23 protein-coding genes are annotated in these 23,938 nt (G+C 65.7%); 12 read left to right on the forward strand and 11 right to left on the reverse strand.

Features of this window, described 5'->3' with window-relative positions:
• Window positions 1-3: 3 nt before the first annotated feature.
• The 6 genes from EV191_RS25725 to EV191_RS25745 form a co-directional block, all read right to left on the reverse strand.
• Complete coding sequence (locus tag EV191_RS25725; protein WP_132880186.1) at window positions 4-684, reverse strand: hypothetical protein; 681 nt, start codon at window positions 682-684, stop codon at window positions 4-6.
• Window positions 681-1,445 carry an IclR family transcriptional regulator gene (locus EV191_RS30230; protein WP_165913100.1) on the reverse strand — a complete coding sequence of 255 codons (765 nt, stop codon included), beginning with the start codon at window positions 1,443-1,445 and terminating at the stop codon, window positions 681-683. The genes EV191_RS25725 and EV191_RS30230 overlap by 4 nt, the downstream gene beginning before the upstream one ends.
• Window positions 1,442-3,181: a hypothetical protein gene (locus EV191_RS30235; RefSeq protein ID WP_165913101.1), complete on the reverse strand. Its 1,740-nt coding sequence runs from the start codon at window positions 3,179-3,181 to the stop codon at window positions 1,442-1,444. The genes EV191_RS30230 and EV191_RS30235 overlap by 4 nt, the downstream gene beginning before the upstream one ends.
• A gap of 204 nt (window positions 3,182-3,385) precedes the next feature.
• Entirely contained in the window at window positions 3,386-4,018 is a 633-nt protein-coding gene (locus EV191_RS25735; protein ID WP_132880189.1) for a class I SAM-dependent DNA methyltransferase, read from the reverse strand.
• Window positions 4,019-4,068: 50 nt separating this feature from the next.
• Window positions 4,069-4,713 (reverse strand): MBL fold metallo-hydrolase, encoded by a 645-nt coding sequence (locus EV191_RS25740; RefSeq protein ID WP_132880190.1) that lies wholly within the window; start codon window positions 4,711-4,713, stop codon window positions 4,069-4,071.
• Between the two features lie 340 nt (window positions 4,714-5,053).
• Window positions 5,054-6,085 carry an Lrp/AsnC family transcriptional regulator gene (locus EV191_RS25745; RefSeq protein ID WP_132880192.1) on the reverse strand — a complete coding sequence of 344 codons (1,032 nt, stop codon included), beginning with the start codon at window positions 6,083-6,085 and terminating at the stop codon, window positions 5,054-5,056.
• A 116-nt stretch (window positions 6,086-6,201) separates the two neighbouring features.
• Between EV191_RS25745 and EV191_RS25750 the strand changes: the two genes are divergently transcribed.
• The 4 genes from EV191_RS25750 to EV191_RS25765 all read left to right on the forward strand — a co-directional run bounded on the left by EV191_RS25750 (window position 6,202) and on the right by EV191_RS25765 (window position 10,836).
• Window positions 6,202-7,524: a type III PLP-dependent enzyme domain-containing protein gene (locus tag EV191_RS25750; RefSeq protein ID WP_132880194.1), complete on the forward strand. Its 1,323-nt coding sequence runs from the start codon at window positions 6,202-6,204 to the stop codon at window positions 7,522-7,524.
• Between the two features lie 21 nt (window positions 7,525-7,545).
• The gene (locus EV191_RS25755; protein WP_132880195.1) at window positions 7,546-8,994 is read left to right on the forward strand and encodes a Na+/H+ antiporter NhaC family protein; all 1,449 of its coding nucleotides are present in this window, start codon (window positions 7,546-7,548) and stop codon (window positions 8,992-8,994) included.
• 10 nt (window positions 8,995-9,004) lie between these two features.
• Window positions 9,005-10,576 (forward strand): N-acyl-D-amino-acid deacylase family protein, encoded by a 1,572-nt coding sequence (locus tag EV191_RS25760; RefSeq protein WP_207894711.1) that lies wholly within the window; start codon window positions 9,005-9,007, stop codon window positions 10,574-10,576.
• A 119-nt stretch (window positions 10,577-10,695) separates the two neighbouring features.
• Entirely contained in the window at window positions 10,696-10,836 is a 141-nt protein-coding gene (locus EV191_RS25765) for a hypothetical protein (protein ID WP_207894713.1), read from the forward strand.
• 11 nt (window positions 10,837-10,847) lie between these two features.
• Here the strand turns inward: EV191_RS25765 and EV191_RS25770 are convergent, their stop codons facing one another.
• Entirely contained in the window at window positions 10,848-11,996 is a 1,149-nt protein-coding gene (locus EV191_RS25770; RefSeq protein ID WP_132880198.1) for a pentapeptide repeat-containing protein, read from the reverse strand.
• A gap of 86 nt (window positions 11,997-12,082) precedes the next feature.
• On the opposite strand from EV191_RS25770, the gene EV191_RS25775 reads away from it, so the two are divergent.
• The 3 genes from EV191_RS25775 to EV191_RS25785 all read left to right on the forward strand — a co-directional run bounded on the left by EV191_RS25775 (window position 12,083) and on the right by EV191_RS25785 (window position 14,079).
• On the forward strand, window positions 12,083-12,646 hold the full coding sequence (locus EV191_RS25775; RefSeq protein WP_132880200.1) for a helix-turn-helix domain-containing protein: 564 nt from the start codon (window positions 12,083-12,085) through the stop codon (window positions 12,644-12,646).
• A 51-nt stretch (window positions 12,647-12,697) separates the two neighbouring features.
• Window positions 12,698-13,267, forward strand: a complete 570-nt coding sequence (locus EV191_RS25780; RefSeq protein ID WP_132880202.1) for a GNAT family N-acetyltransferase — start codon at window positions 12,698-12,700, stop codon at window positions 13,265-13,267.
• Between the two features lie 95 nt (window positions 13,268-13,362).
• The gene (locus EV191_RS25785) at window positions 13,363-14,079 is read left to right on the forward strand and encodes a GntR family transcriptional regulator (RefSeq protein WP_132880203.1); all 717 of its coding nucleotides are present in this window, start codon (window positions 13,363-13,365) and stop codon (window positions 14,077-14,079) included.
• Here the strand turns inward: EV191_RS25785 and EV191_RS25790 are convergent.
• On the reverse strand, window positions 14,014-14,532 hold the full coding sequence (locus EV191_RS25790; RefSeq protein WP_132880205.1) for a nucleoside deaminase: 519 nt from the start codon (window positions 14,530-14,532) through the stop codon (window positions 14,014-14,016). The genes EV191_RS25785 and EV191_RS25790 overlap by 66 nt on opposite strands.
• A gap of 38 nt (window positions 14,533-14,570) precedes the next feature.
• Here EV191_RS25790 and EV191_RS25795 point away from each other — a divergent pair, with 38 nt between their 5' ends.
• The 3 genes from EV191_RS25795 (at window position 14,571) to gdhA (ending at window position 18,626) form a co-directional block, all read left to right on the forward strand.
• Window positions 14,571-15,758, forward strand: a complete 1,188-nt coding sequence (locus EV191_RS25795) for an amidohydrolase (RefSeq protein ID WP_132880206.1) — start codon at window positions 14,571-14,573, stop codon at window positions 15,756-15,758.
• An 18-nt stretch (window positions 15,759-15,776) separates the two neighbouring features.
• A complete protein-coding gene (locus EV191_RS25800) occupies window positions 15,777-17,153 on the forward strand; it encodes a S28 family serine protease (RefSeq protein WP_132880207.1) in 1,377 nt (458 codons plus the stop codon).
• Between the two features lie 144 nt (window positions 17,154-17,297).
• Window positions 17,298-18,626: an NADP-specific glutamate dehydrogenase gene (gdhA, locus tag EV191_RS25805; RefSeq protein WP_132880293.1), complete on the forward strand. Its 1,329-nt coding sequence runs from the start codon at window positions 17,298-17,300 to the stop codon at window positions 18,624-18,626.
• Between the two features lie 46 nt (window positions 18,627-18,672).
• Here gdhA and EV191_RS25810 read toward each other — a convergent pair whose 3' ends face one another.
• The 3 genes from EV191_RS25810 to EV191_RS25820 are packed head-to-tail and all read right to left on the reverse strand — an operon-like array spanning window position 18,673 to window position 22,174.
• Window positions 18,673-20,208 (reverse strand): acyl-CoA synthetase, encoded by a 1,536-nt coding sequence (locus tag EV191_RS25810; RefSeq protein ID WP_132880208.1) that lies wholly within the window; start codon window positions 20,206-20,208, stop codon window positions 18,673-18,675.
• Window positions 20,209-20,219: 11 nt separating this feature from the next.
• Window positions 20,220-21,341 (reverse strand): DUF5938 domain-containing protein, encoded by a 1,122-nt coding sequence (locus EV191_RS25815; protein ID WP_132880210.1) that lies wholly within the window; start codon window positions 21,339-21,341, stop codon window positions 20,220-20,222.
• 29 nt (window positions 21,342-21,370) lie between these two features.
• Entirely contained in the window at window positions 21,371-22,174 is an 804-nt protein-coding gene (locus EV191_RS25820; RefSeq protein ID WP_132880212.1) for an SDR family NAD(P)-dependent oxidoreductase, read from the reverse strand.
• Between the two features lie 223 nt (window positions 22,175-22,397).
• Between EV191_RS25820 and EV191_RS25825 the strand changes: the two genes are divergently transcribed.
• Together EV191_RS25825 and EV191_RS25830 are read left to right on the forward strand one after the other, a co-directional pair.
• A complete protein-coding gene (locus EV191_RS25825) occupies window positions 22,398-23,000 on the forward strand; it encodes a TetR/AcrR family transcriptional regulator (RefSeq protein ID WP_243659236.1) in 603 nt (200 codons plus the stop codon).
• An 88-nt stretch (window positions 23,001-23,088) separates the two neighbouring features.
• Window positions 23,089-23,934, forward strand: coding sequence for a class I SAM-dependent methyltransferase (locus tag EV191_RS25830; protein ID WP_132880215.1), 846 nt, complete (start codon window positions 23,089-23,091; stop codon window positions 23,932-23,934).
• Window positions 23,935-23,938: the final 4 nt, after the last annotated feature.

Genomic DNA, 23,938 nt, shown 5'->3' on the forward strand with positions numbered 1-23,938 from the left:
AGCTCAGTGTGCGGCTTCGGCCACGTAGTCGGGATCGGTCTCGGTAAGCCCGGCGCCATCGGTGAGCAGCGCGGCTCCCGCGTGATTGCGGGAGAGCGGGGTGTCGGCGGTCAGTGCCTCATTGGACCGGTGATAGAGCCGCCACCAGAGCTCGGCCGGCACGGTGAGTCCGTGTATGGCGGGCTTGCGCAGATGCTGGCCGCCGGCCATCGCGGCCAGTGAATCCGGGTGCACGGTGTTCGTTGCTTGACTAGCGTGCACCCGCTGCCCTTCCGGCGTCGCGCGTACCTGGATATTCGCGCCGAGCCGCCCGCCGAGTGGTTCCATCACCGGCAGTAGTTCGGCGTCGCGCAGTCCGTGCACGGTCAGCTCGGCCCGACCGTACTCACCGGAGGTCGCCAGCGCCAGGTCGACGAGTGCGGGTGCCGCGAACGGGGCGGGAATACCGTTGGCAGTGACGGTGAGCGCCGCACCGTCCTCCTTGGTGAGCGCAGGCGTGCCCCAGCAGCCTGGTTCGCAACGATCCAGGAACCGCAGGCCGCCGAGTCCGATGGCTTCGGCCGCGACGACGGCCTCGCGTACGGCGGCCCAACTTCCCTTGGCGACACCGAGCAGCATCACGATGCGTTCAGTGACCAGTCGGGTTTCCCGCAGGCTCACCTGTAGCGTGGGAATCGGGCTCACCGCGCGCCATCCTTTCCAACACTTGTTCCTCGTCCAGAAAGGACCTCGTTGATCTCGTCGGCCGCACGCAGCAGCTCGGTTGTCGCGGTCTGGACATCCAGCCTGCTAGCTGGTCCCGCCAGGCTGAGCGCGCCGACGCAACCGCCATGCACGTCGAATACCGGCGCGGCGATCCCGGTGACTCCGTCCAGCCACCGTCCACTCGAGATCGCATGGCCGGCATCTCGCAGTGCGGCCCGGTCATCGTCGTCCGGAACCTCGACACCACGCTCGCGCAGATCGGCCAGCTGCCGCTGGTCAGCCCAGGCCATCAGTACCTGCCCGGAAGCGCTGCGGTTGAGCGGCATCTGTGCTTCGGCGCGCAGATCGACCTGGAGGGTGCGGCCCGGCTCAAGCCGTTGCACGATCGTCGCGGTGTCCCGCTCCAGGACGGCGAGTGAGACGGCTTCCCGCACTTCGCCGAGTAGCCGCTCCATCGCGGGTAGCACTCGATCACCCAAGCCAGCCTGGCGCAGGGCGGATTGGCCGACCCATGCGGCGCGCAGCGTGAGCCGGTACGCGCCTTCGTCCGTCTGCTCCATCCAGCCGGCCGCCGTCAGTGTGACCAGTTGCTGGTGGATGGCCGCCCGCGACCAGCCAAGCTCGCGAGCCAGCTCGGACACCCGTACCGACCGTTGTGCCTGCGCGACGGTCTCGAGCACGCCAAGGCTCTTCAGCGTCGTCGAAAGCGGTTGGGTGCGCCGCCCGCCCTGTTCCGTCACGATTGTGTTCCTTCCGCTTGGCCGGGTTCGGCTGGCCACCACCAAGTGCTCTGGTCGCCTGCCGCGATGTCGGACCGGGTCGGTGCGCCCTGGAAGATCAAGCCTCGAAGTGTCCGGTTGAGGTAGTCCTTGGTTCTGTCCAATCCATACAGTGCGCCGTTCATCAGCCGGATCAGCCTTGCCGGCACGAAGTCCACATCGAGCGCGTCCATATGTGGCTGCGCGTACGGGTTGTCGCGTAAGGCCTGAAACCGCTCGACCGCGGCAAGTTGTTCGGGATTGTCGAAGAGAAACCTGCCGACCCGCATGCCTGGCGCGTAATCGCTGAGTTGCGCACGCAAGGTCCTGGCGAACCCTGGAACGTCCACGGAAAGATCGAAGCCGCCAGGTACCTCCTCCCGGGGACCCGACCTCGGCTCTTCCGACGCGCGAGACTTGTACCAGATCCGTCGCCGATCCTGCTTTGCCGCGATCGGTAGGTCCAGCGCCCAGCGGTACTGCTCGTCGAGCACGGTACGCAGTTCGCCGATGGTCATCCCCGGCTCGCGCTCGAGCTGCTCGTTCACCAGCAGCTCGCCGGTGAGGCGTGCGCATTCTTCCGGGACGAACTCGATCAGTAGCGCGTCCAGTGTTTCCTCGGCTTCCGCGCTGACCGTGCCGGATATCGCGGTGCGCAGTCGTTCGAAGGCTGGTATGTCAGGTTCGCCGGGCGCGGTTGGCCATTGGTCGCACCGCAGTTGTCGCACCAGGCCGCGAACCTGCTCCAGCTCGGCCGCGACTTGGTCGCTCGCCGGAAAGACGTTGTAGCTCATCGGGTCCTGCTTGCGGTAGGTGATCGCACGGTCGAGCAGGTCAAGCAACCTGCCGAAGCGCTCGTCGCCAGGCGCGGGGTCAAGCCGCCGAGCGGCAAGCAAAGCGCGCTCGCGCAGGGTCAGCCAACGGTCAACAAGGCGCGGATGGTTCGCCACGAAAAGTACGAGCCCCAGAGCCGATCCGTTTCCCAGGCCAAGGTAGCGCCGGTACTCGTGGTCAAGTGGAACGGCGTGCGGCGAGTTTGTCCTGGCGAGCCGTTCACACAGGTCCACACTGAACTCGCGCATGAGATAGGCCGCGAGCATCTGCGCGTGGTAGGGAACCCGCAGTGGGTGGTCATCGCCGTAGGCGATGAACGTTCGGGTGCCGAACGTACCGTTGGCATCGAGCCCGGTGTTGCGCATGAGGTAGCCGATCTCGCGCAGTACGGCGAAATCCGGCTGGCGGCCGGCGGCGAGGGCCTGCACGGTGTGTTCGAAAGCGCGTAGGCTGCGGTTCGAGCGGCACCAGACGAGTGTGTTGGGAGCCGCTCGACCGGCGTACAGCTTCGGCAGTTCGCGGCGGGTTTGCTCGATCCGGTCAGGGTCAGCTTCGCCTTCCCAGAGCGCACCGACCATGTCCCAGCTTTGACCGATGATGCGCGGAGTCCGATCGACCATCCGTGGTTCGGAACTGAACGCGACGAAGGACAGTACTCCGCGGCCAGTGTCTACTCGGTACACGGCGGTTCCGTTGCCGGTGTCGTCTATGTCCATAGCGGACAACTCGATGCGCCAGCGTTCTCGCGTCATCAGGTCGATCAACGACCGGCTCGCGCTGAGTCGCGTCGGCTGCATGGCCGCCAAGCGCCGGGGTTCCATGAGCTTTGCGGGATCGCGCGGTACGAGGAAGTCAGTCGCAGCCGGTCCGCCAGCGGTATGCATCCACCCAAACCTTATGTGTCATAAATATCTTGACGTCATCTGCTTTTGCATGACACTATGCGAGTGATGCACTGCCTCACAAGGGGTGGCGGGCAGATTTATGCCGCTCGCCTGAGCGAGTGCACGTTGTTCGCCTTCGCGAATACCAGACGGCCGCATGCCCCTGACCGCAATCTTTGGGGATCTTGCGGCTGGGGCGGCGCGTTAGCTACGGCGCGCCAGCAGATAGCCGTGCCGGAATCGTTCGCCTTCGTGTGGTTCCCGCTGTATTCGTGCGATCTCGGTGAACCCGTTCTGCCGCAACAGCTCCGCGATACCGTCCGGAGGCCATTGATAGGCGATCGCTACTTTGTGGTCGGTTGCCTCCGGCTGTGGCGCGTCGCCAGCGAGGAAGCCGAACAGCAGGTGTCCGCCGGGTGCGAGCACTCGCTGGAATTCGCCGATCACGGCTGACAGTTGCCGAGGTGGCGTGTGGATGGTGGAGAAGAATGCGAGAATGCCGCCAAGGGATCCGTCTGCTAAGTCCAAATTGGTCATTGAACCCTCGTCGAACGGCAGATGCGGATTGGCCCGCCGAGCCAGGCTGACCATCTCGGGGGACAGGTCGATGCCGAATGTGGTCAGCCCGAGCGCGTGCAGGTGTGCGGTCACCTGGCCGGGGCCGCAGCCGATATCGGCGACCGCACCCGAACTGTTGTCCCGCACGAGTTCGGCGAACGCGGCCAGCAATGCGCGTTCCATCGGCAAGGAGTCGAGCATATCGCGGAACAGCTCGGCGTAGCGGTCAGCAACGGCGTCGTAGGCGATCCTGGTCTGCGCGACGGTGGGCTCGGTCATGGCGAGACACTAGCCGATGGCCCGCGCCCCCCCGAACCGCGATCTTGCGGTTAGTTGCTCGGCAGCGTGGCGCGTGCCTGCGCTACACAATCGGCCCAGGCGGTGTCCGCCAGCGGGGTTACGCCCGAGTCGCCCTGGAAGGCGCTCGAGATGATTACGTCCGGCTCGAGGGTGGCCAGCAGGTCAAGGGTGGCGGCTAGTGCGGTGGCGTCGCTGACGCCGGGAATGTAGCCCGCGCTCCAGGTGCCGTCCGTGGTGCGGAAGATGGTGTCCCCGGTGAGCAGGTAGCGACGCCCGTCGGCGCTGGTGAACAGGAAGCAGGTGCTGCCGGGGGAGTGCCCCGGCGTGGGGATGACCTCCACGCCGTTGTCGTCGACATGGCGTTCCGCGAGCTGCACCTGAACCTCGGTGAAGCGGCCGATCGCGTCCAGCTCGGCGGCAGGGGCGTGCAGCGTGGCGCCAAAGCGTTCGGCGATCTCCTTGAGGACATCGCCAGCCTCGTCCTGATGGCTGAGGTACTGGTGGGCGATACCACCGCGTTCGGCCACCGCGTCTAGCGAATCGCTACCGCCCGGGGAGTAGAACAGAAGGTTGTTGCCTGGACGCGAAGTCCACAGGTAGGCATGGGTAGTCAGGCCAGGAAATGGCGAGAAGGTCGGTGTTTCCCACAGGTCGGTACTAACTTGGGTGAGCATCGCTGACTCCCGGTTCATGACTGGCGGTTCGTGGCTGGTTCCAACGCTAAAACCTCAACTAAACTGGAAGTCAACATTCGGAGTGACTAGATGCGCCGCGCGGTGGCCAACCGCGTGAGATAGCGCTGAGGAATACCTCACCGCCGCTGAGCTCGCTAACCTTGAAGAACGCGAATACGGGACGTCACCGAATCCACCGTGCCCAGTGATCGCAAGATCCCTAAAGAACGCGATCGTGCAGCGGCTCGGCTGGCAGGTCCTGCGAATCCCCGCATGGCGCGCGTATCTGCAGGCAGAGCAAGTCGTGGCCGAGCTCAGACGGCTTGGCTAGCCACGGTCGTCAGGTGCCAGGGAAGCTGACTCGATTGAGGTCAAGCACGCGGATTGCTCGTCCTGTTGAGTCGAGCTGGCGCCACATCTGCTTCATCGTGTGCAGGCACACTGACCGGTCGACGATCGAGAGTTCCGGGTGTAGCTCGCCGACCACGCGCTCGAACTCGGCAAGACCTTCCAGGGTGCGCAGCCAGACCATCAGCAGCAGGTTGGCCGGACCGGACAGGGCGCAGCTCAGCCGGACCTCGGCTCGATTACCGAGCGAACGCGCTACCTGGTCCAACGAGCCAGGCGGTACCCGGGCCCACAGCACGCCGGTAATCGGCCAGCCGGAAACCGACTGCGCCATATCGCAGCGCAACCGCAGATGACGGGTATCCAGCAGCCTGTTCACCCTGCGGCGCGCGGTCGCCTCACTGATCCCGACCCGCCCAGCGAGCTCGGTGAACGACATACGCCCATCAATATGCAGCAACCGGTACAGCGCCCGGTCGGTCTCGTCCACGGTGGTCCCTCGGGATTCGCCAGCCGTGGGCGGCAATCGCCCGCGCCGCACCGGATCGAGACTGTCCAGTCGCCACCGACTGGGTTCGGTGTAGCCAACGGTGCGAATCTCCGCGTGATAGGACGTTACGCCGGGCAGCTGGCCGAGTACATCGCGGAGAAAATCCGATACCGCCGCGGGGTTGCGCAGCGCGATGACCAGAAGTAACGGGCTTGGCCCCGTTATGTGATGCAGGTAAGGCGCCGATGGCTCCTCAATCAGAGCCGCGGCGACCGAATCGAACCAGCCAGGCGCGACGGAAACCTTGATATAGGCCATGCAGAACTCGTGGTGCCGCGCCGGGCCGATGATGCAGGTCACCCAGGCGAGACCGGTCTCGGTCAACCGCTGCCACCTGCGGGCGGCGGTAGCCGGATCCAGATCGAGTGCACGTCCGAGCACGGCCCAGGAGCCGCGTGGCGTGACCTGTAGTGCGTTGATGAGCTCCAGATCCACTTCGTCAATGACGGAATCTGGCGATTCGGCGGCCACCATGTCGACATTATGCGCACATAAGCCGCCATACTGCGGAACTCGTGACGGATTCCTGCGATTTAACGTCGAGACCATCCGAGCGGTTGACCCTTGCTCAGATCGACAGGAGGGGTGTTATGAAGTCGGATACGCACATGCGTGCAGACCGGGTGGCGCAGGCCGTTCGGGCCGCGGTCGAGGCTGACCTGGTCGGTCCCGAGGCCCCGGTGGCGGGATTCATCGACGTGGACGGAGTGCGGTCCACGGTGCGCGATCTGCGTACCGCATTCGAGGCAAGCCCGGTGCTACATGCCTTCGCGGCGAAAGCATGCCCGCTGGTTCCGGTACTTCGCCTGCTCGCCGACGAAGGCCTGGGCTGCGAGGTGGCAAGCGCAGGCGAACTCGCCCAAGCCGTAGCGGCGGGTTTTCCCGCCGAGCGGATCGTGCTCGACGCTCCAGCGAAAACCCAGGCGGAACTCTGGGAAGCGCTCGAACGCGGTGTTGCCGTCAACGCGGACAACCTCGACGAACTCAAGCGGCTCGACGCGCTGGTTACCCCGGACACCGTTTCCGTTCTCGGTGTGCGGGTGAATCCGCAGGTCGGCGCCGGGACGATCGACGCGATGAGCACCGCGTCGCCGAGTTCGAAGTTCGGCATCCCGCTCAACGACCCCGGCTGCCGCGACGAGCTGCTCGCGGCATATGCCGCGCGTCCCTGGCTGACCCGGCTGCACGTCCACGTCGGCTCGCAGGGCTGCCCGCTCGAGCTGATCGCCGATGGCATCCACGCGGTGTACCAGCTTGCCGAAGAGATCAACGCGAACGCCGGCCGGCAACAGGTGACCAGCATCGATATCGGTGGTGGCTTGCCGGTCAACTTCGCCGATGACACGGTACGACCAACCTTCGCGGACTACGTAGCGGTACTGCGGGACCTGGTGCCGGGCCTCTTCGACGGCCGGTACACGTTGCTGACCGAGTTCGGCAGATCGCTACTGGCCAAGAACGGCTTCATAATCGCCCGCGTCGAGTACGTCAAAGACGTTGGCGGGCGGCGGATCGCGGTCACCCACGCGGGCGCGCAGACCGCGACCCGAACGGTGTTCATGCCACAGGCATGGCCGCTGCGCGTAGAGGCCTTCGATGCCGAGGGGCGGCGCAAGTTCGACCGCCCGCTGAGCCAGGATGTGGCCGGCCCCTGTTGCTTCGCGGGCGATATGGTGGCATCCGGGCGGGAGCTACCGGAACTGGCCGAGGGGGACCTGGTCGTACTGCGGGACACCGGTGCTTACTATTTCTCAACTCCCTTTTCCTACAACAGCCTGCCTCGCCTTGCCGTGCACGGTTTCCGTGCCGCAGCAGCGGAAACTGTGTTCGCGCCGATCCGCAGCAGCCAGACGGTCGCCGAGATCGTGGCGGAATCCGGAGCCGAACACCGGGACGCGCTGCGTGCCGGGTAACGCACCACAAAGGACACAAGTATGAGCAATCCAAACACCACGCCAGCTGACGACGGCACCGAAACGCCGGCAGCAGCCGAGCAGGGTGGGCAATCACCGCTTAAGCGCAGGCTGATCTCCGGTGCCGGCCTGGCCGGCATCCTGGTCTCGCTGGTGGCGGGAATCCTCACCCAGCCGCCCACCCTGTGGGGCCTGCTGCCCATCGCGCTTTTCGCCCTGCTCGCGCTGATCGGCATGGACATCCTCATCGCAACCGCGGTGGCTGTGCTAAGTGGACTGTTGCTGCTGCTGCCGAGCCCGGCGGCGGTCGGCGATCTGTTCGGCGCCTCGCTGAGCGAGACGATCACGATGATCGGTCTGATCATCATGCTTGGCGCCGGCGTTGGCGAACTGCTCAGGGTCACCGGCGCGGCGGATGCGATCGTGCGAGCAGTACTCCGGGTAGTCGGGCACACCAGCCCCACCCGAGCAATTCTCGGTGTGATGCTGGCCTGCCTCATCCTGGTCGCCGCGCTCGGCACGCTGGCTGGCGCGCTGGCCATTGCCGCCCCGCTGCTGCTGCCGGTGGTCGCCCGACTCGGGTTCACCCGGTCCGCCTCGGCGGCGATGATGTTCATCGGCGGTTCTGCTGGGCTGGCGCTGGCGCCGTTCGCCGGTTCGAACGTGGCGATCATGACTGCCGCGGACGTCGGCTATCTGCAGTACTTGCTTTACGGCGCGGGTCCGCTGGCCATTCTGTCCATTGTCGTCGGCATGTTCATCGTGCCCTGGGTGCAGCGGCGGACCGTGCACACCGGTGATGAGTACGACGCTCTCGAGGTGGCGGAGCCGCCAGCGGTGACGGCGGGGATCCGTCGTGGACCGGCGACCGTGGCCTTCACGGTCTCGCTGCTGGCCTGTGTTGGCTATGCGATCGTGACCGGCGCGGGAACCACCTTCCCGCTGGTGGCGCTGCCGGTGATCGCCATCGTCACCGGGCTCGCCGGTGGGCTGTCCGCCACCAAGGTCGCCGAGCACCTGATCCGGGGCGCGGCCACTCAGGTCAGGATGTTCGTACTGTTCTGGTTGCTCGCGGTGTTCTTCCTCGCGGTCGATGAGCTCAAACCGTTCGATGTGGTGCTGGATATGTTCTCCGCCGAGCTGGGCGCGCTACCGCCGCTGGTGTTCGTGGCGGTGATCGCGATGCTCGGCTGGGTCGGCGTGCCGGGCGCGACCGCGGCACAGGTCGTGTTGCTGGACAACGTCTTTGGCAGCCTCGCGGCCAGTATCGGGGTAGGCGCGAACGCCTGGGTGATCGTGCTGCTGTTCGCCTCGAAGATCGACACTTACGGGCCGTTCCCCAACGCGAACATGGTCGGCGCGATGGGACTCGCCCGCTCCGCGAACCTGCGAAACCTGCTCGTTGTTGGTTGGCTGGTGATCATCCCGGCCACCCTGATGTATGCCGCCATTCTCTTCGTCGAGCTGTGAGGAACTGATCGTGACCGAACACGAGATCGTCATTCGTGGTGGCGAGATCATTGATGGCAGCGGCGCTCCGCGCAGTCGCGCGGATATTGGGATCACCGGGGACCGCATCTCCGGGATCGGACCGGACCTTGCCGGTGCCGAGACGGTAGACGCGGGCGGGCTTGTGGTCACGCCTGGATTCATCGATCTGCACTCGCATGCGGACTTCACCTTGGAGACCGCGCCGCATGCTACGACCCAGCTTTATCAGGGCGTCACCACCTTGCTGACTGGTAACTGTGGATTCTCGCCGTTTCCCGTCGTCGATGGTCTGCCGCCACGGCTGCCGCTTGCTGGTCACGAGCTGAGCTGGGACTGGGCCGATGCGGCCGGCTTCGGCAGGGCAGTGGCCCGCGCGCGCCCCGCGGTCAACGTCGGGCTGCAGGTCGGGCACGGCGCGGTGCGGCATGCGGTGCTTGGCGGCGAAGACCGGCCGCCAACCGAAGCTGAACTTGTCCGGATGGGACAGTTGGTCGCCGACGCCGCGCGCGGTGGGGCGCTGGGGTTTTCCTCCGGGTTGATCTACGCGCCGGGACTTTTCGGTGACATAGCGGAGATCGCCGAGCTGGCCAGGGTGGCTGCCGAGCACGGGATGCTCTACTCGACACATATGCGCAACGAGACCGACCGGCTCGTCGAAGCGGTAACCGAGGCCATCCAGACCGCGGAACGCTCCGGGGTGCGGCTGGAGATCTCCCACCTCAAGTGCATGGGCCGGCCGAACCACGGCGCGGTATCCGAGGCGCTTCGACTGATCGAAGCCGCCCGTGAACGTGGTGTGGACGTCGGTGCCGATGTCTACCCGTACACCGCATCGAGCACCGGACTGATGTCCCGGCTCGCGTCCTGGGCCGTGGACGGCGGCGCGGCCGCGCTGCTCGACCGGCTTGCCGAACCGGAAACCCGCGCGCGGATCGCGGCCGACCTGCGTGCCAGGTTCGCGTCCGAGATCGACCCAGCCGGGATCGTGCTCGCCGAACTGCGGCCCGGCCCTTACGCGGCATCCGTTGGTCAGTCGCTACAGGACCTTGCGGCCGGTTCAGCTGCGGACGCGGCCGATATCGCGCTCGATGTGCTCGCCGCGCATCAGGCACAGGTAGGCATCGTCAACCACGCGATGGCCGAGCAGGACGTGGAAACCGTGCTCCGGCATCCAGCCGTCGCGGTGGCCAGCGATGGCTGGACGATGGACGCGCGGGGCGACGGCATGCCGCATCCACGTAGCTTCGGCACCTTCAGCCGAGTGCTCGGCCGATACGTGCGGGAGCGTGGCGTGCTTACCCTCGAGGACGCGATCCGCAAGATGACCTCGTTGCCGGCGGAACGGCTCCGGCTCACCGATCGGGGCCTGCTCCGGCAGGGGGCGGCCGCCGACCTTGTGGTGTTCGATCCGGAAACGGTGTTGGACCGGTCGACCTACCTTGATCCGTGGCAACTTTCCGAGGGTATGCAAGCCGTGTTGCTCAACGGCGTGCCCGTGCTGCGGGACGGCACCCCGACCGGCGCGCGGAGCGGAAAGGTACTCGGACCAGCCACTCGCTAACCTTAAAGAACGCGGTCACCTGGCGCCTTCCTGGGGCTCGTCGGGGTGTAGTGCATCGAGAATCCGAGTGAGCGACCGACCGTGGACCGTCGTCCGGGGCAGCAGTCTGGCTCGACGGGGTGGACCTCGCGCTGTTCATGGTTGCCGCGCTGACCGACGATTCACTGGTCCACGAGGCGCCGGCGATCGTTGGGCGGCTCGCGCCGAGTGCCCTTGCGCACGCCGAGGATATTCCGGGAACGCCCGAACAGCGTGCCTAGCTGGAAACTCGTTAACTCCTGCCGATCGGAGATTCCGCGATCCAGATGTATGCTCGGTTCGGGGAGCTGTGTTCAGTCAATTCCCAGGACCGAGGCAGGTGCACGTCAATCGATGTGTCCACTTCGGTGTGGTAGAGCGAGACGGTCGGAGCTGGCTCGCGGACGCGCAGGTCCACTCCGCCGTCAAAATGCGCGTAGCGCAGATCGAGTTGTCCGTGCAGCACGGCCAGTCGAAACGTCGCATGGTCAGCGAATCGCGCCGAGCGGAGATCGACCTCCCCGCGAAACGTAGTCCCGGCGAAGCTTGCCGGCGCCATTCCCCACAGTCCACATAGGCGAGTTGTCCCCTGGAACACCGCGCCGTCCGCATTGATCGAGTGAAGAAAGGTGACCTCCCTGAGGTCCACTTTGCTCAGAAATACCGTTCCGGCGAAACTGGTCGTATGTCGAAACCGGCAGCCGGACGCGTTCAGCGATCCGACGACCCGATCGGACAGGTCGAACCGGTCGAGGTTCGCGCCCGCGACATCCAGGCTGTACCACTCCGGCTGTTCCGCATCGGTGCTGGGCAGCAGCGAAGCGATGAGTTTGGCCGCGGTCTGCCGTACCGTCCGCTCGCGCCGCGAGTGTTCCGGCACGGTTTGAGCGTCGTCCCGGTTCCGCAGGTCCCAGTAGGGGTGGTCGAAAGGGCGGCGCAGGTAGGAACACAGCACGTCCAACACGGTCTGCGTGTACTCACGATGACTGCGAGCCAGGCCGGCGAGGGCATGCATCGCGCCAACCCGGACCTGGTCCGCTTCGTTGCCGAGTATTTCCACCGAGCGGGCGAACCGCTCATCCGCGGCGCGGCTGTGTTCCTGGTCGGTTTTGCGGTCTTCCAGTTGCTGGCGTTCACGTTCCAACTGGTAGCGCTGGGTCTCGAGGTCGTTTCGCTGGTTGTCCAGCTGCTGGCGTTGCTCATCCACCCGCCGCCGTCGGTCATTGAGCCACAGTGCGTACAGCGCCACCACCGAACCGGCCGCCAGCCCACCGGTGCGCAGGGCATCCGCCCCGGTCGCCGATGGGTCGAAGACCAGCAACCCGACGCTCACGCAGATCAACGCCGCCACCGCCGTGCTGATCGTGGCGAGCAGTCCGATTCTGCCCTGCGGGTTGGACATCGAGACGACCTCCATGCGGTGCGGTGACGGACCGGTGCCACCGTAGCGCTCGCCGCAGCCGGCAGGTGGCCTGTCATGCTGAGCGGATGGACGAGCAGGAGCGGCCGTTGGCTGGGAATCTCCGCAGGCAGCGGCAGCGGGCGGGGCTGTCGGTGGTCGAGCTGGCGCGGCGCGCGGGCCTCGGCAGGGCAACGCTGACCCAGTTGGAAGCCGGCACGGGGAACCCGACCCTGGAAACGCTGTATGCGCTGGCCAGTGAGCTGGGTGTGACGCTTGCCGACCTGATCGCGGAGCCGGCGCACACCGCGGGCCCTCGGGTGATCCGCGCAGGTGCGGGCGAAGCGACGCGTGGGGCGGTAGTCGAGGCGCGACTGCTGCATCGCGCGGGGCACAGTACCGGCACGGTTGAGCTCTACGCGGTGACGCTGTGGCCCGAGGAATGCCAGTTGTCGCGGCCGCATGCGCCGGGTACCCGGGAGCATCTGCATGTGCACTCCGGGCGCGCCGTCGTCGGCCCCGCCGATGCGCCCATCGAGCTCGGCGCCGACGACTACGTGGACTTCCCGGCCGATGTCCCGCACAGCTACCGCGCGATACCCGGTGAGCAGCCGGTCCGCGCCACGCTGACGATCCATACGCCAACCAGCTAGCGCGGCCGAATTCAGTGGACCCGGCGCGGTAACCCCGAAAGAATCGCACGTGTGGCCCAACCTCAGCTGAGTTCCGCGCGCATAACGCTCCTGCCGTTGTCCGATGAGCACCTGCCGTGGGAGACCGAACTGGACTCCGACCCCGAGGTGATGCGCTATATCGGGCAAGGGCGTGCCCGCTCGGCCGAGGAAGTGGCCGAGTATCACCGTAAGCGGCTCGCGGTCGCGGACCGCGTGCCCGGCCTTGGCTTCTGGGTTGGGCTGGTGGACGGGCAGTTCGTCGGCTGGTGGATCCTGGAACCGCCGGAGCGCCCTGATCAGGGCCCGGTGCACGGCCAGGCTGAGCTCGGCTACCGGTTGCTACGGCGATACTGGCGGCAGGGCCTGGCAAGCGAAGGCGGGCGCGCCCTGCTCGGTTACGGGTTCGACCACTGTGGTCTGGACCGGATCTTCGCCGAGACGATGGCGGTGAACACCGGCTCCCGTGCGGTGATGGAGTCCATCGGCATGCGGTATGTCCGCGGCTTTCAGCTGGCCGAGTTCGAGTACAGCACGATGCACGGCGCGGAACACGGTGAAGTGGAGTACGCGATCACCCGCGAGGAATGGCGGAGCAGCTAGCCACGTCAGCCGAGACCGCAGAGCGATCGATTGAATCCCGGCTTCGTGCAAGAATGGTATCCCAAATCTGGTGAGGTCGGTTGGAGGATGGGGCCATGGCGCGGCCAGGGGATTTCGAATCCGAATCGGAGCGAGTGACCGGCCGGCTGCGGGACAGCATCATCGACGGCATCCGCCAGCCGGGCAGCCGGCTGGTCGAACGCGAGCTGGCCGCGGAACTGGGTGTCAGCAGGCTGCCCGTCCGGCAGGCGCTGCGCCAGCTGGTCGCCGAAGGGCTGGTCACGCCTCGACCGCGAACCTGGGCGATCGTGCGCGAATTCGGTCCTGCCGACATCGCGGATCTCATCGAGGTGCGCACCGCGTTTGAGGCGCTGGCCTTCCGGCTGGCCGCGCAGCGGCGCACGCGGGAGGGACTGGACCGGCTACAGGCCGATCTCGCCGCCGAGCTTGCCGCGGCCAGGGCAGGGGACGCACTGGCCGCGCGGCGGGCGGCAGCGGACTTTCACGAGACCGTGACGGCCATGGCCGGCAACGAACTGCTTGTCGAGGTCGAGCGGACCTGGCGGAGTCGCATGCGGTGGCTGCTCGGCAGGCATGACGATTTGCTGGCGATGGCAGCCGAGCACGAGGCGCTGTATGCGGCAATCGCCGACCGTGCGGTGGATCGGGTCGCAACGCTGGTCAGCGAGCATATTCAGCGCAGCAAGGAGGCGGCGCTGGCCCACCTGCGCGGCAGCGAAGCCCGCTCAGTCCGCGGTATCGCTGATTCCCAGCGTACGGGCGTGCAGTGCGCGGATCTCGCCGCAGAGTGAGGGTTCCGGGCCGGCTACCGGGATACCGGGAGCCACCGCGCTGATCCCCAGCGGGGCGAGTGGTCCGGGGTCCCTGAACCCCCATTCGCGCCGCCAGCCGCGTAGCTGCTCGCTGCTCGACGCGAAGACGATGCTGCCGAGGCCAGCCATCGCGTGCGCGGCGCTGCACATCGGGCAATGCTCGCCTGAGGTGTAGACCACGCAGCTCGCTCGCTCGTCCGCGGGCAGGCTGGCTGCCGCGAAGCGGGCGATCTCGAACTCGGGGTGTCGGGTGGCGTCGCCGGTGTTCACCCGGTTGCGCTCGCGGTAGCGGATGGCGCCGGTGGCGTCGACAAGGAGCGAGCCGAATGGCTGGTCACCGTTTTCCACCGCCTCGCGGGCGAGGTCGACACACAGGTGTAGGAAGTCGCGGTCTTGGTCGTCGACCACGGCTGGATCGTGGGTAGTGGTCATTGCTTCAGCCTAGCCGATATTTGGGATACCATTTTCGGGTGACTTCTACGGTACTCGGCAACGTGCGGCCATGGGGTGGCGAAGCCGTCGATATCTGGCTGTCCGGCGGCCAGATCAGCGCGATTACCCCGGCCAGTACGGCCTCAGCTGGCGGCGCGCGGATCGAAGGGAAGGGGCTGCTCGCGCTGCCCGGGCTGATCAACGCCCATGCGCATGTCGACAAGAGCTGGTGGGGACTGCCATGGGTGTCGTATGGCGGCGAGCGCACCACGCAGGGCCGGATCGCGCACGAACGCGCCGAGCGAGCCGGTCTCGGGATTCCGAGCGTCGCGACCACGACCGCGGTACTGCGCGAGTTCCTCCGGCACGGCACGACGGCGGTACGCAGTCACGTCGATGTGGATCTCGGCGTCGGACTGCAAGGCATCGAATACGTGCGCGAGGCGACCGCGGCGTTCGACGGCGCCATCGATGTGGAGATCGTCGCGTTCCCGCAGGACGGGGTGATGCGCCGCCCCGGCGTGCTCGAGCTGCTTGACGCCGCCGCCGCGGCAGGGGCGAACACGATCGGCGGGATTGACCCTGCCTCGATCGACAGGGATCCCGTCGCGCAGCTGGACGGGCTGTTCGAGATCGCCGAGCGGCGTGCTGTCGGGCTCGACATCCACCTGCATGACCACGATCAACTCGGTGCCTTTCAGTACGAGCTGATCATTGAGCGCACCAAACGTGCCGGTCTCGCTGGCAGGGTCACCATTTCGCATGGATTCGCGCTCGGCGAGCTGCCGGCCGCGCAGCGCGACGATCTGCTGGACGCCCTGCGGGACGCAGGGATTGGCTGGGCAACGGTCGCACCGATCGGCTCGGCTCCGCTGCCCTGGTCGGCGATGCGGGATCGCGGTATTCCCATCGGGCTGGGCACCGACGGCATCCGCGATCTGTGGTCTCCGTTCGGAGACGGAGACATGCTGCGTATCGCGCTGAACTTTGCCCGGCTGCATGGGCTGCGTTCCGATACCGAGCTCGGCTACGCTGTCGAGCTCGCGAGTAGTCGCGCGGCCGGGTATGTGCATCGTGCGGTGCACGACCTAGCGCCGGGCGCACCGGCGGACATTGTGTTGGTGGACGCCGAGAATGTGCCGGACGCGCTGGTCCGGGTGCCGCGCAGGGAGCTGGTGATCGGCGGTGGCCAGGTGGTTGTCCGAGAGGGCGAACTCGTGGTCTGACCCGAGGAGGTCGCGAGTATGCGCGTAATCGGTGCCCGTCGCTGGGTTGTGGCGGGTCTTGCTGCCTGCTTGCTACCGACACCCGGGCTGTTCGGGGCGACAGCCGTGGCAGCCGAGCCGGATATCGTTGACCAGCTCGATTCGGTCGACGGGCTGACCGTGGTTGCCGAGCAGGAGTCAGCAGAGCCCAACCACCGGGCGTTCGTCCTGGAGTTCCAGCAACCTGTTGATCACCGAGATCCCGCTGGGCCGGCTTTCCAGCAGCGCTTCCAGTTGCTGCATCGGGATACCGCCCGACCGATGGTGCTGCATACCACCGGGTACAACATGCCGGCCGAAGTGACCCGTAGCGAACCGACCGAGCTGCTTGGCGGGAACCAGATTTCCGTGGAACAGCGGTTCTTCGAGCCTTCCCGGCCCGACCCAGCTGATTGGTCCACATTAGATATCTGGCAGGCGGCGACCGATCATCACGCCATCGTCACCGCGCTCAGAGAGGTCTACGCGGCGAACTGGATCTCCACCGGAGCAAGTAAGGGCGGGATGGCTTCGGTCTACCACCGACGGTTCTATCCGGACGATGTCGACGGAACCGTCGCCTACGTAACCCCGAACATCGCGAACAACCGGGACAATTCGGCCTACGACGATTTCTTCGACTCGGTTGGCACGCCGGAGTGCCGGGAGTCCCTTGCCGGGCTGCAACGGGAGGCGCTTACCCGGCGTACGACGCTGGTTGAGCGATATGAACGGTTCGCGGAGAACAACCAGCTTTCTTTTGACGAGGTGTTCGGCTCCGCGGACCGGGCCTTCGAAATGGCCGTGCTGGACACCGTTTGGGGATTCTGGCAGCACCGCGGCGTCGCTGACTGTGCCGCGATCCCGCCGCGTACCGCATCCGACGCGGAGATCTTCGGGTACCTGGACGAGGTAACCGGATTCGCGAGTGGACTGTCCTACTACACGGACGAGATGCTGCTGTGGTTGACGCCGTACTACTACCAATCCGCGACGCAGCTGGGCTGGCCAGCACCCGACTTCCCGTGGCTGGCCGATCTGCGGCGCTACCCTGGGCTGTATCAGGCGAACTCGAACCTGCCGGCCGAACTGCGCGCACCGCATGACCCGGTCCCGATGCGCGATATTGATCACTGGGTGCGGCAGCGATCCAGCGAGATGCTGTTCGTCAACGGCGCAAACGACCCGTGGAACGCGAAGCCGTATCAACCCAGCCGGCACGACTCGTATCGGTTCACCGCGCCGGGCGGTAACCACGACACCAGCATCGCTACGCTGGATCGACCGGATGCGCGGGCCGCGGCCAGCGCGATCCAGCGGTGGGCCGAGGTCGAGCCACCACTTCGCGTCGTGGCGGAGCTCACCCGCGGCCGCTGAACGGTAGTTTGGGCCGCCAGGGGCCGACATGGGAAGATAGTGTCGGCTAGCAGTACGTGCGTCCTGTTTTGGGCGGCGTCCAGGTGATGCGAAGGAGGCGACGCACCCGTGACGGACGAGGCGGCGAACGGGAACGGTCTGCGGATGACGGCACGGTTGTTTGCCGGCATCTCCCAGCGGGACTCCCACGAGCAGGAGTTCCAGCAGGCCGTGCACGAGGTGCTCGAATCGCTCGAACCGGCGCTCAAGCGGCATCCGGAGTACTACGAAACACGCGTGCTCGAGCGGTTGTGCGAGCCCGAGCGCCAGATCGTCTTCCGCGTGCCGTGGACCGACGACTCCGGGCGGGTGCAGGTAAACCGCGGGTTCCGGATCGAGTTCAACTCGGCGCTCGGTCCCTACAAGGGTGGTTTGCGGTTTCACCCCTCGGTGAACCTCGGTGTGGTGAAGTTCCTCGGGTTCGAGCAGATCTTCAAGAACGCGCTCACCGGGCTACCGATCGGTGGGGGCAAGGGCGGTTCGGACTTCGACCCGAAAGGGCGCTCCGATGCGGAGATCATGCGGTTCTGCCAGTCGTTCATGACCGAGCTCTACCGGCACCTTGGCGAGTACACCGACGTACCGGCCGGTGACATCGGGGTTGGCCGGCGCGAGATCGGGTACCTCTTCGGCCAGTACAAGCGCATCACAAACCGGTACGAATCAGGTGTGCTCACCGGGAAGGGACTGAACTGGGGCGGCTCCCAGGTTCGTACCGAGGCGACCGGCTACGGCACCGTGTACTTCGTCAACGAGATGCTTCGGGTCAGGAACGAAGGATTCGACGGGCGCAGGGTGGTGATTTCCGGCTCGGGCAACGTGGCGATCTACGCCGCGCAGAAGGCGGCGGAACTCGGCGGCATCGTGGTCGCGATGTCCGATTCGGCTGGCTACATTGTCGACGAGTCCGGTATCGACATCGAGGCCGTCAAGGACATCAAGGAAGTGCGGTCCGGGCGGATCAAGGACTACACCGAGAAGCGCGGGGACGCCAAGTACGTGGAGGGCGGTTCGATCTGGGACGTACCGTGCCAGATCGCGCTGCCCTGTGCCACGCAGAACGAGCTGGGGGCTGACGCGGCTCGCCAGCTCGTCCGTAATGGACTCAGCGCCGTCGGTGAAGGCGCGAACATGCCGACCACGCCGGATGCGCTCAAGGTGCTTTCCGCCGCCGATGTCGCGTTTGCCCCAGGTAAGGCGGCCAACGCGGGTGGCGTTGCCACCTCGGGGCTGGAGATGCAGCAGAACGCGTCTCGCGATTCTTGGCACTTCGAGTACACCGATGCGCGCCTTGCCGAGATCATGGCCGATATCCACACGCTGTGCCGGGAGACCGCCGAGGCTTACGGCTCTCCCGGCAACTACGTGCTCGGTGCCAACATCGCAGGCTTCGTGAAGGTCGCCGACACCATGCTGGACCTGGGCGTCATCTAGCCTGCGACCTCGATAACCTTAAAGAACGCGGTTACGGAGCGTCGTGCTACTGGTTGGCGGCGAGTTGGTCCCGAATATCGCCTTTCAGTACCTTGCCTACTTTGGACCGAGGTAGGTCTGCCCATACGATCAGTTCCTTTGGCGCCTTGACGCTGCCGAGTCGTTCCTTCGCGAAGGACAGCAGTTCCGGCACTGGCAGCTGCTGGCCTTCGTGGAACTGCACGACCGCGGTAACCTGCTCGCCCCATTTCTCGTGCGGCAGACCGATAACCGCGCAGTCGCGCACCGCGGGGTGGGCCATCAGCGCCTGCTCCACCTCGGCGGAGTAGACGTTGAAGCCACCACTGATGATCATGTCCTTCGCTCTGTCCACTATGTACAGATAGTTGTCCGCGTCGAGGTAGCCGATATCGCCGGTATGGTGCCAGCCGTCCTTGCTTACCTCCGCCGTGGCTTCGGGGTTCTTGTAGTAACCAGCCATCACCAGTGATCCGCGGACCACGATCTCGCCACGTTCACCTGTGGGAAGCGTTTTCCCGTCGGAATCCACGATCGCGAGTTGAATCAGTGGGGTAGGGCGACCCGCGGAGGCGAAGCGTTCCAGTGCGAGTGAGCCGTCCTCGTGCAGATGCTCGGCCGGCGACATGGTGGAGATCATCATCGGTGCTTCGCTCTGCCCGAACAGTTGACCGAGCACCGGACCGATTCGTTCGATCGCTTCGCGTAGCCGCGCGGTCGACATTGGTGCCGCTCCGTACCAGAGGCACTGCAGCGAAGTCAGGTCCGCGGTGTCCAGTGCATCGTTGTCCAGCAGCAGGTAGATCAGGGTTGGTGGCAGGAACGCGTGCGTGATGCGGTGTCGGGTCACCAGGCGTAGGAACTCGGTGAGGTCCGGCGCCGGCATCACCACGATCTCCCCGCCGAGAGCAAGCACCGGGAAACACAGCACGCCGGCCGCATGGGTGAGCGGCGCCAGCCCGAGGTAGCGTGGCCGGCCGCGGAATGGATAGCTCATCAGCGTGAGCGCGGTCATCGTTTCGATATTGCGACCGGTGATCATCACGCCCTTGGGGCGTCCGGTCGTCCCGCCGGTGCCGGCGATGATCGCGATATCGTCGACTCGCTCAGCTGGTGAATGAGAGGCCGGGGCCCCTGCCAACCATTCGCGGAACGGTGTCGCATCCGCGGATGTCTCATCGAGACAGACCACAGTGGTCAGTTTCGGTAGCCGCGCCCGAAGCTCCGCGACGAGCGGCGCGAACTGACCCTGGAAGATCAGCCCGGCGCAGTCGAAAAGATCCAGCAGTTCACCGTTTTCCGCCACCGTATTGCGGGGGTTGATCGGGCACCAGACGGCGCCCGCGCGCGCGATCCCGAACACGCACGCGAACGCCGTCGAGTCATTACCTGACAGGATCGCGACCTTGTCGCCAGCCTGGATACCCGAATTCGCCAATGCCGCGGCCACCTGCCAGGACAGCTCCTGCACGTCGGCGTAGCTCAGCGACGAGTCGCCCATCGTCAGGCAGGGTGCCGACGGGTCGAGCGATGCGCCCTTGTCGAGGTAATAGGTCAGCTCCACGATTGCGACCCTCAGGTGTTGACGGTGAGGATCGGCGAGGTCACCAGGCCAAAGGCACGCAGCACGCCAAGGAGCTCGCGATGGCCGAATGCCTGGCAGGCGGAGGCGAACCCGGCCCGCCGTGGTGCCTGCTGGAGCAGCGAGTACGCGGCGTAAGCGTTCAGCACGGCGGTCTGCTTGTAGTTGCAGGTGCCGTGGATGACGCAGTGCGCACGCCCCGCGGGTCCGGAAGCGTGCACCGAGTCGAGCGAGGTGTTGATCCGCTGGTTTTCTCTCGGCGGCATCTCATCACGCACCGCAGCCGCCTGTTCGTGCAGGACCTTGAGTTTTTCCTCTTCCGGCAGGTCGGCGACCTGCTCGAGCGCTGCCTTGACGATCATCGGGACGCCCTGCATGAGCTGTCGATCGAATACCCCGCCAAGGGCTTTGACGTTGGCTACCCGTGGATCGCGGCGGAACCACACCGGATGCGAGGTACCGCCCCATGGCAGGGCAAGCGCGGTTTCGTGCTGGCCGGGTACCACCACGTCGTAAACCCCGGCATCGGCCGGCCATTCCACGTACTGGTCCTGCACGAGATGGTAGGCCTTGGACATCGCGGCGTTCACCAGAATCGTCTGGGTGGATGCGACGGTCGGGTACCCCTTCCAGAACACCAGGATGTCCAATGTGTCTAGTCCGGGTGTTTCAAGGCAGATGTTCGCGGCGATCTCGCCGATGGTGTACATCTGTGCGATACCAGGCGAAAGTAGCAGTCCTTGCTCGGCCATCCGAGCGCCATACTTCTCTTCGCTGTCGATCAACCAATCCTGCTCGCCCGTACTGTCCATATAGTGCGTGCCGGTCCGGACACAGGCCTCAACGACTTCGTGGCCGTACTCGGCGAACGGGCCAACGGTATTGCAGACAACCGAAGCGTCCTTGAACAACTCGCTCAGCGATTCGACCTCATGGCTGACCTCGAGGACGTCGTGCTCGACGGTTTCCAGGCCAGGAATCTGATCAAGTGCCGCTTGGATTCGGGCTTTGTTCCGGCCTGCTGCGGTGAACGGGATGTTGTACTCGCGAAGGTATTCGCAGATCAGGCGTCCGGTGTAGCCGGATGCGCCGTAGACGACGACGGGCTTGGCCATCAAGAGGCTCCTTTCCGAGTGGGATCGGGTCACATACCCATGCCGCCGTCGACCGGAAGGCCGGCGCCGGTGATGAAGCGGGCCGCATCAGATGCCAGGAACACCACGGCATCGGCCATATCGGACACTTCGCCGAGGCGACCGGACGGCGTCTGGCCGACCACCGCGCCGATGGCTTCCTCGATGCTCGGGAAGAGCCCGAGCTGTACGACATCGGCGGCGAGCTGATTGCCCATGTCGGTCGGCACCAGGCCGGGATAGACGCAGTTGACCCGGACGCCGTAGCCGAGCTTGCCGGACTCCATCGCCGCGACGCGGGTCAGCCGGTCCACGGCCGATTTGGTCGCCGAGTAACCAGCGATACCCGGGAAGGCGATCGTGGCAGCGACTGAGGCGATGTTGACCACGGCGCCACCGTTGCCCGCGGCGCCGCCGGGACGCATCGCGCGGAACGCGTGCTTGACGCCGAGAGAGGTGCCGAGCACGTTCACCTCGAGCATGCGGGACACATCTTGCGGGTCTAGATCGGCGACCAGACCGGAGATCTCGATGCCGGCGTTGTTCACCAGGATGTCCAGCCCGCCGACCTCGGCGATACTGGCACTGATTGCTTGCTGCCAGCTGGCGTCGTCGGTGACGTCCAGGTGGACGAAGGCGGCATTGGCGCCGGATTGCTTGATCGAGTCGGCTGTGGCGCGGCCGAGATCCTCCTGGATATCGCCGATCACGACATTGGCTCCAGCGCTGGCCAAGGCTTCAGCCATACCGGCGCCGAGACCGCGCGCACCCCCCGTGACCAGCGCGGATCGGCCGGTCAAATCGTAAGCACCCATATCGTTCTCCTCCTTGAGACGGGCGCGGAATCGCTGTGACGTGGGTCCCAGCATTGAGGATGACTGGACACACGTCAAGAATTTTCTAGACAGTTGTCAAGAAAATACTGGTCAACTGGCAGATACACTGGTTCGACTCGCAAGGTGTGGGTGAGGTTGTCGATGGACGGTGCCAGTGACCGAAGCTAAGCAACGGACGCGGGAACGGATTTCGCGCCGACAGGTGGACAAGTTTGCGGAACGACGTGCCCAGCTGGCTGACTCGGCGTTGCGAACGCTGGCCGAGCTCGGCTACGCGCGCACGAGTTTGCGGGAGATCGCGCAGAACTCGGAGTTCTCGCACGGCGTGCTGCACTACTACTTCGCGGACAAGGTCGATTTGCTTACGCACTGCGTGCGGCAGTTCGAGGAAGCCTGTGTGACCAGGTACGACGAGATCGTGGCACGCGCGAACGATGCCGATGAGCTGGCAAGGGAGTTCGCCGGCGCGATGGCCGGGACCCTCGATGCGGATGCCCAGATGCACCGGCTCTGGTATGACCTGCGCAATCAGAGCCTGTTCGAGGAGTCGTTCCGGGCCGATGTGCTCGAGATAGACCGCAGGCGCGAAGAGATGATCACGCACGTCGTCGTGCGGTACGCGGAACTTCTCGATCGGCCGGTTGGACTGTCCACTTCGGTCGCGTACGCGATGTTCGACGGGCTGTTTCAACAGATGTTGCTGTGGCACCTGGCTGGTGACGAGCGCGCGACGGCAACCTTGACCGCCGAGGTGCCCGCTCTACTTCGCCGGGTCGTCGTGCAACCACAGCCGGCCGATTATTGACAAACGTTTTCATTAGAGTACTGTCGCGACAGCGGGTGGCGACAGGCTCGGCGCTGCCCGGCCGGATGCGCGGAGGGCGGCGATCGTGATGACCGGAGAAACCCCCGATGTTGGGGTGCTGTTCGACGACGGCAGCGAGCACTTCGCGCATTGGACGCCGTTACTCTGGGCGCCGATCGGGCGGAAGCTGGCCGCCATGGCCGACCCGGGGGTGGGGGAGCGTGTGCTGGATGCCTGTTGTGGCACCGGAGCGTCGGCACTTCCCGCGGCGAACGCGGTAGGGCCAAGTGGGTGGGTCGACGCGGTGGACCTGTCCGAGCAGCTGATCGCCGAGGGACGTGTGCGCGCGGCGGAAGCGCGGCTGCGCAATCTACGATTCGTCCGCGCCGATATCACCGAATGGTTACCGGTGGCGAACCCCTACGACGTAGTGCAATGTGGATTCGGCGTGTTTTTCCTGCCAGAGATGGATACTGACTGTCAGCGGTTGGTTCGGCTGTTGCGCCCAGGTGGCAGGTTCGCGCTGACCAGCTGGGCGTCCGGCAGTCTGGAGTCAGTTTTCCAGCCGTTCTTCGCCGCCGCGGTGGAGCAGCGACCGGAGCTGGCCAACGCGCCCAAACCGCCGCAAACCACGAACAGCGAACGGTTGCTTACCGAGGAAGCAGTGGGTCGATGGCTCGCCGATCGTGGGCTGGTTGACGTTCGGACCAGCCGGGTTGAGCACGAGGTACCGGTGGACGCCACACTTGCTTGGCGTTTCCTGCAAAGCGGTCCCGCGAAGGCGGTGCTGGCAGGCTTGACCGGGGACGCGGTCGCGCGAGTGCGCGAAGGGTTCCGCGAGCGGCTGGAGTCGGCCAAGGTGCGAACGCTCAGCGCCCCGTTCATCGTCGCCCGCGGCACCGTCCCCGCGTCCACAGAACCGCAAGATCCCTAAAGAT

The organism is Tamaricihabitans halophyticus (assembly GCF_004340875.1).
In the GTDB taxonomy this organism is placed as follows: Bacteria; Actinomycetota; Actinomycetes; order Mycobacteriales; family Pseudonocardiaceae; genus Tamaricihabitans; species Tamaricihabitans halophyticus.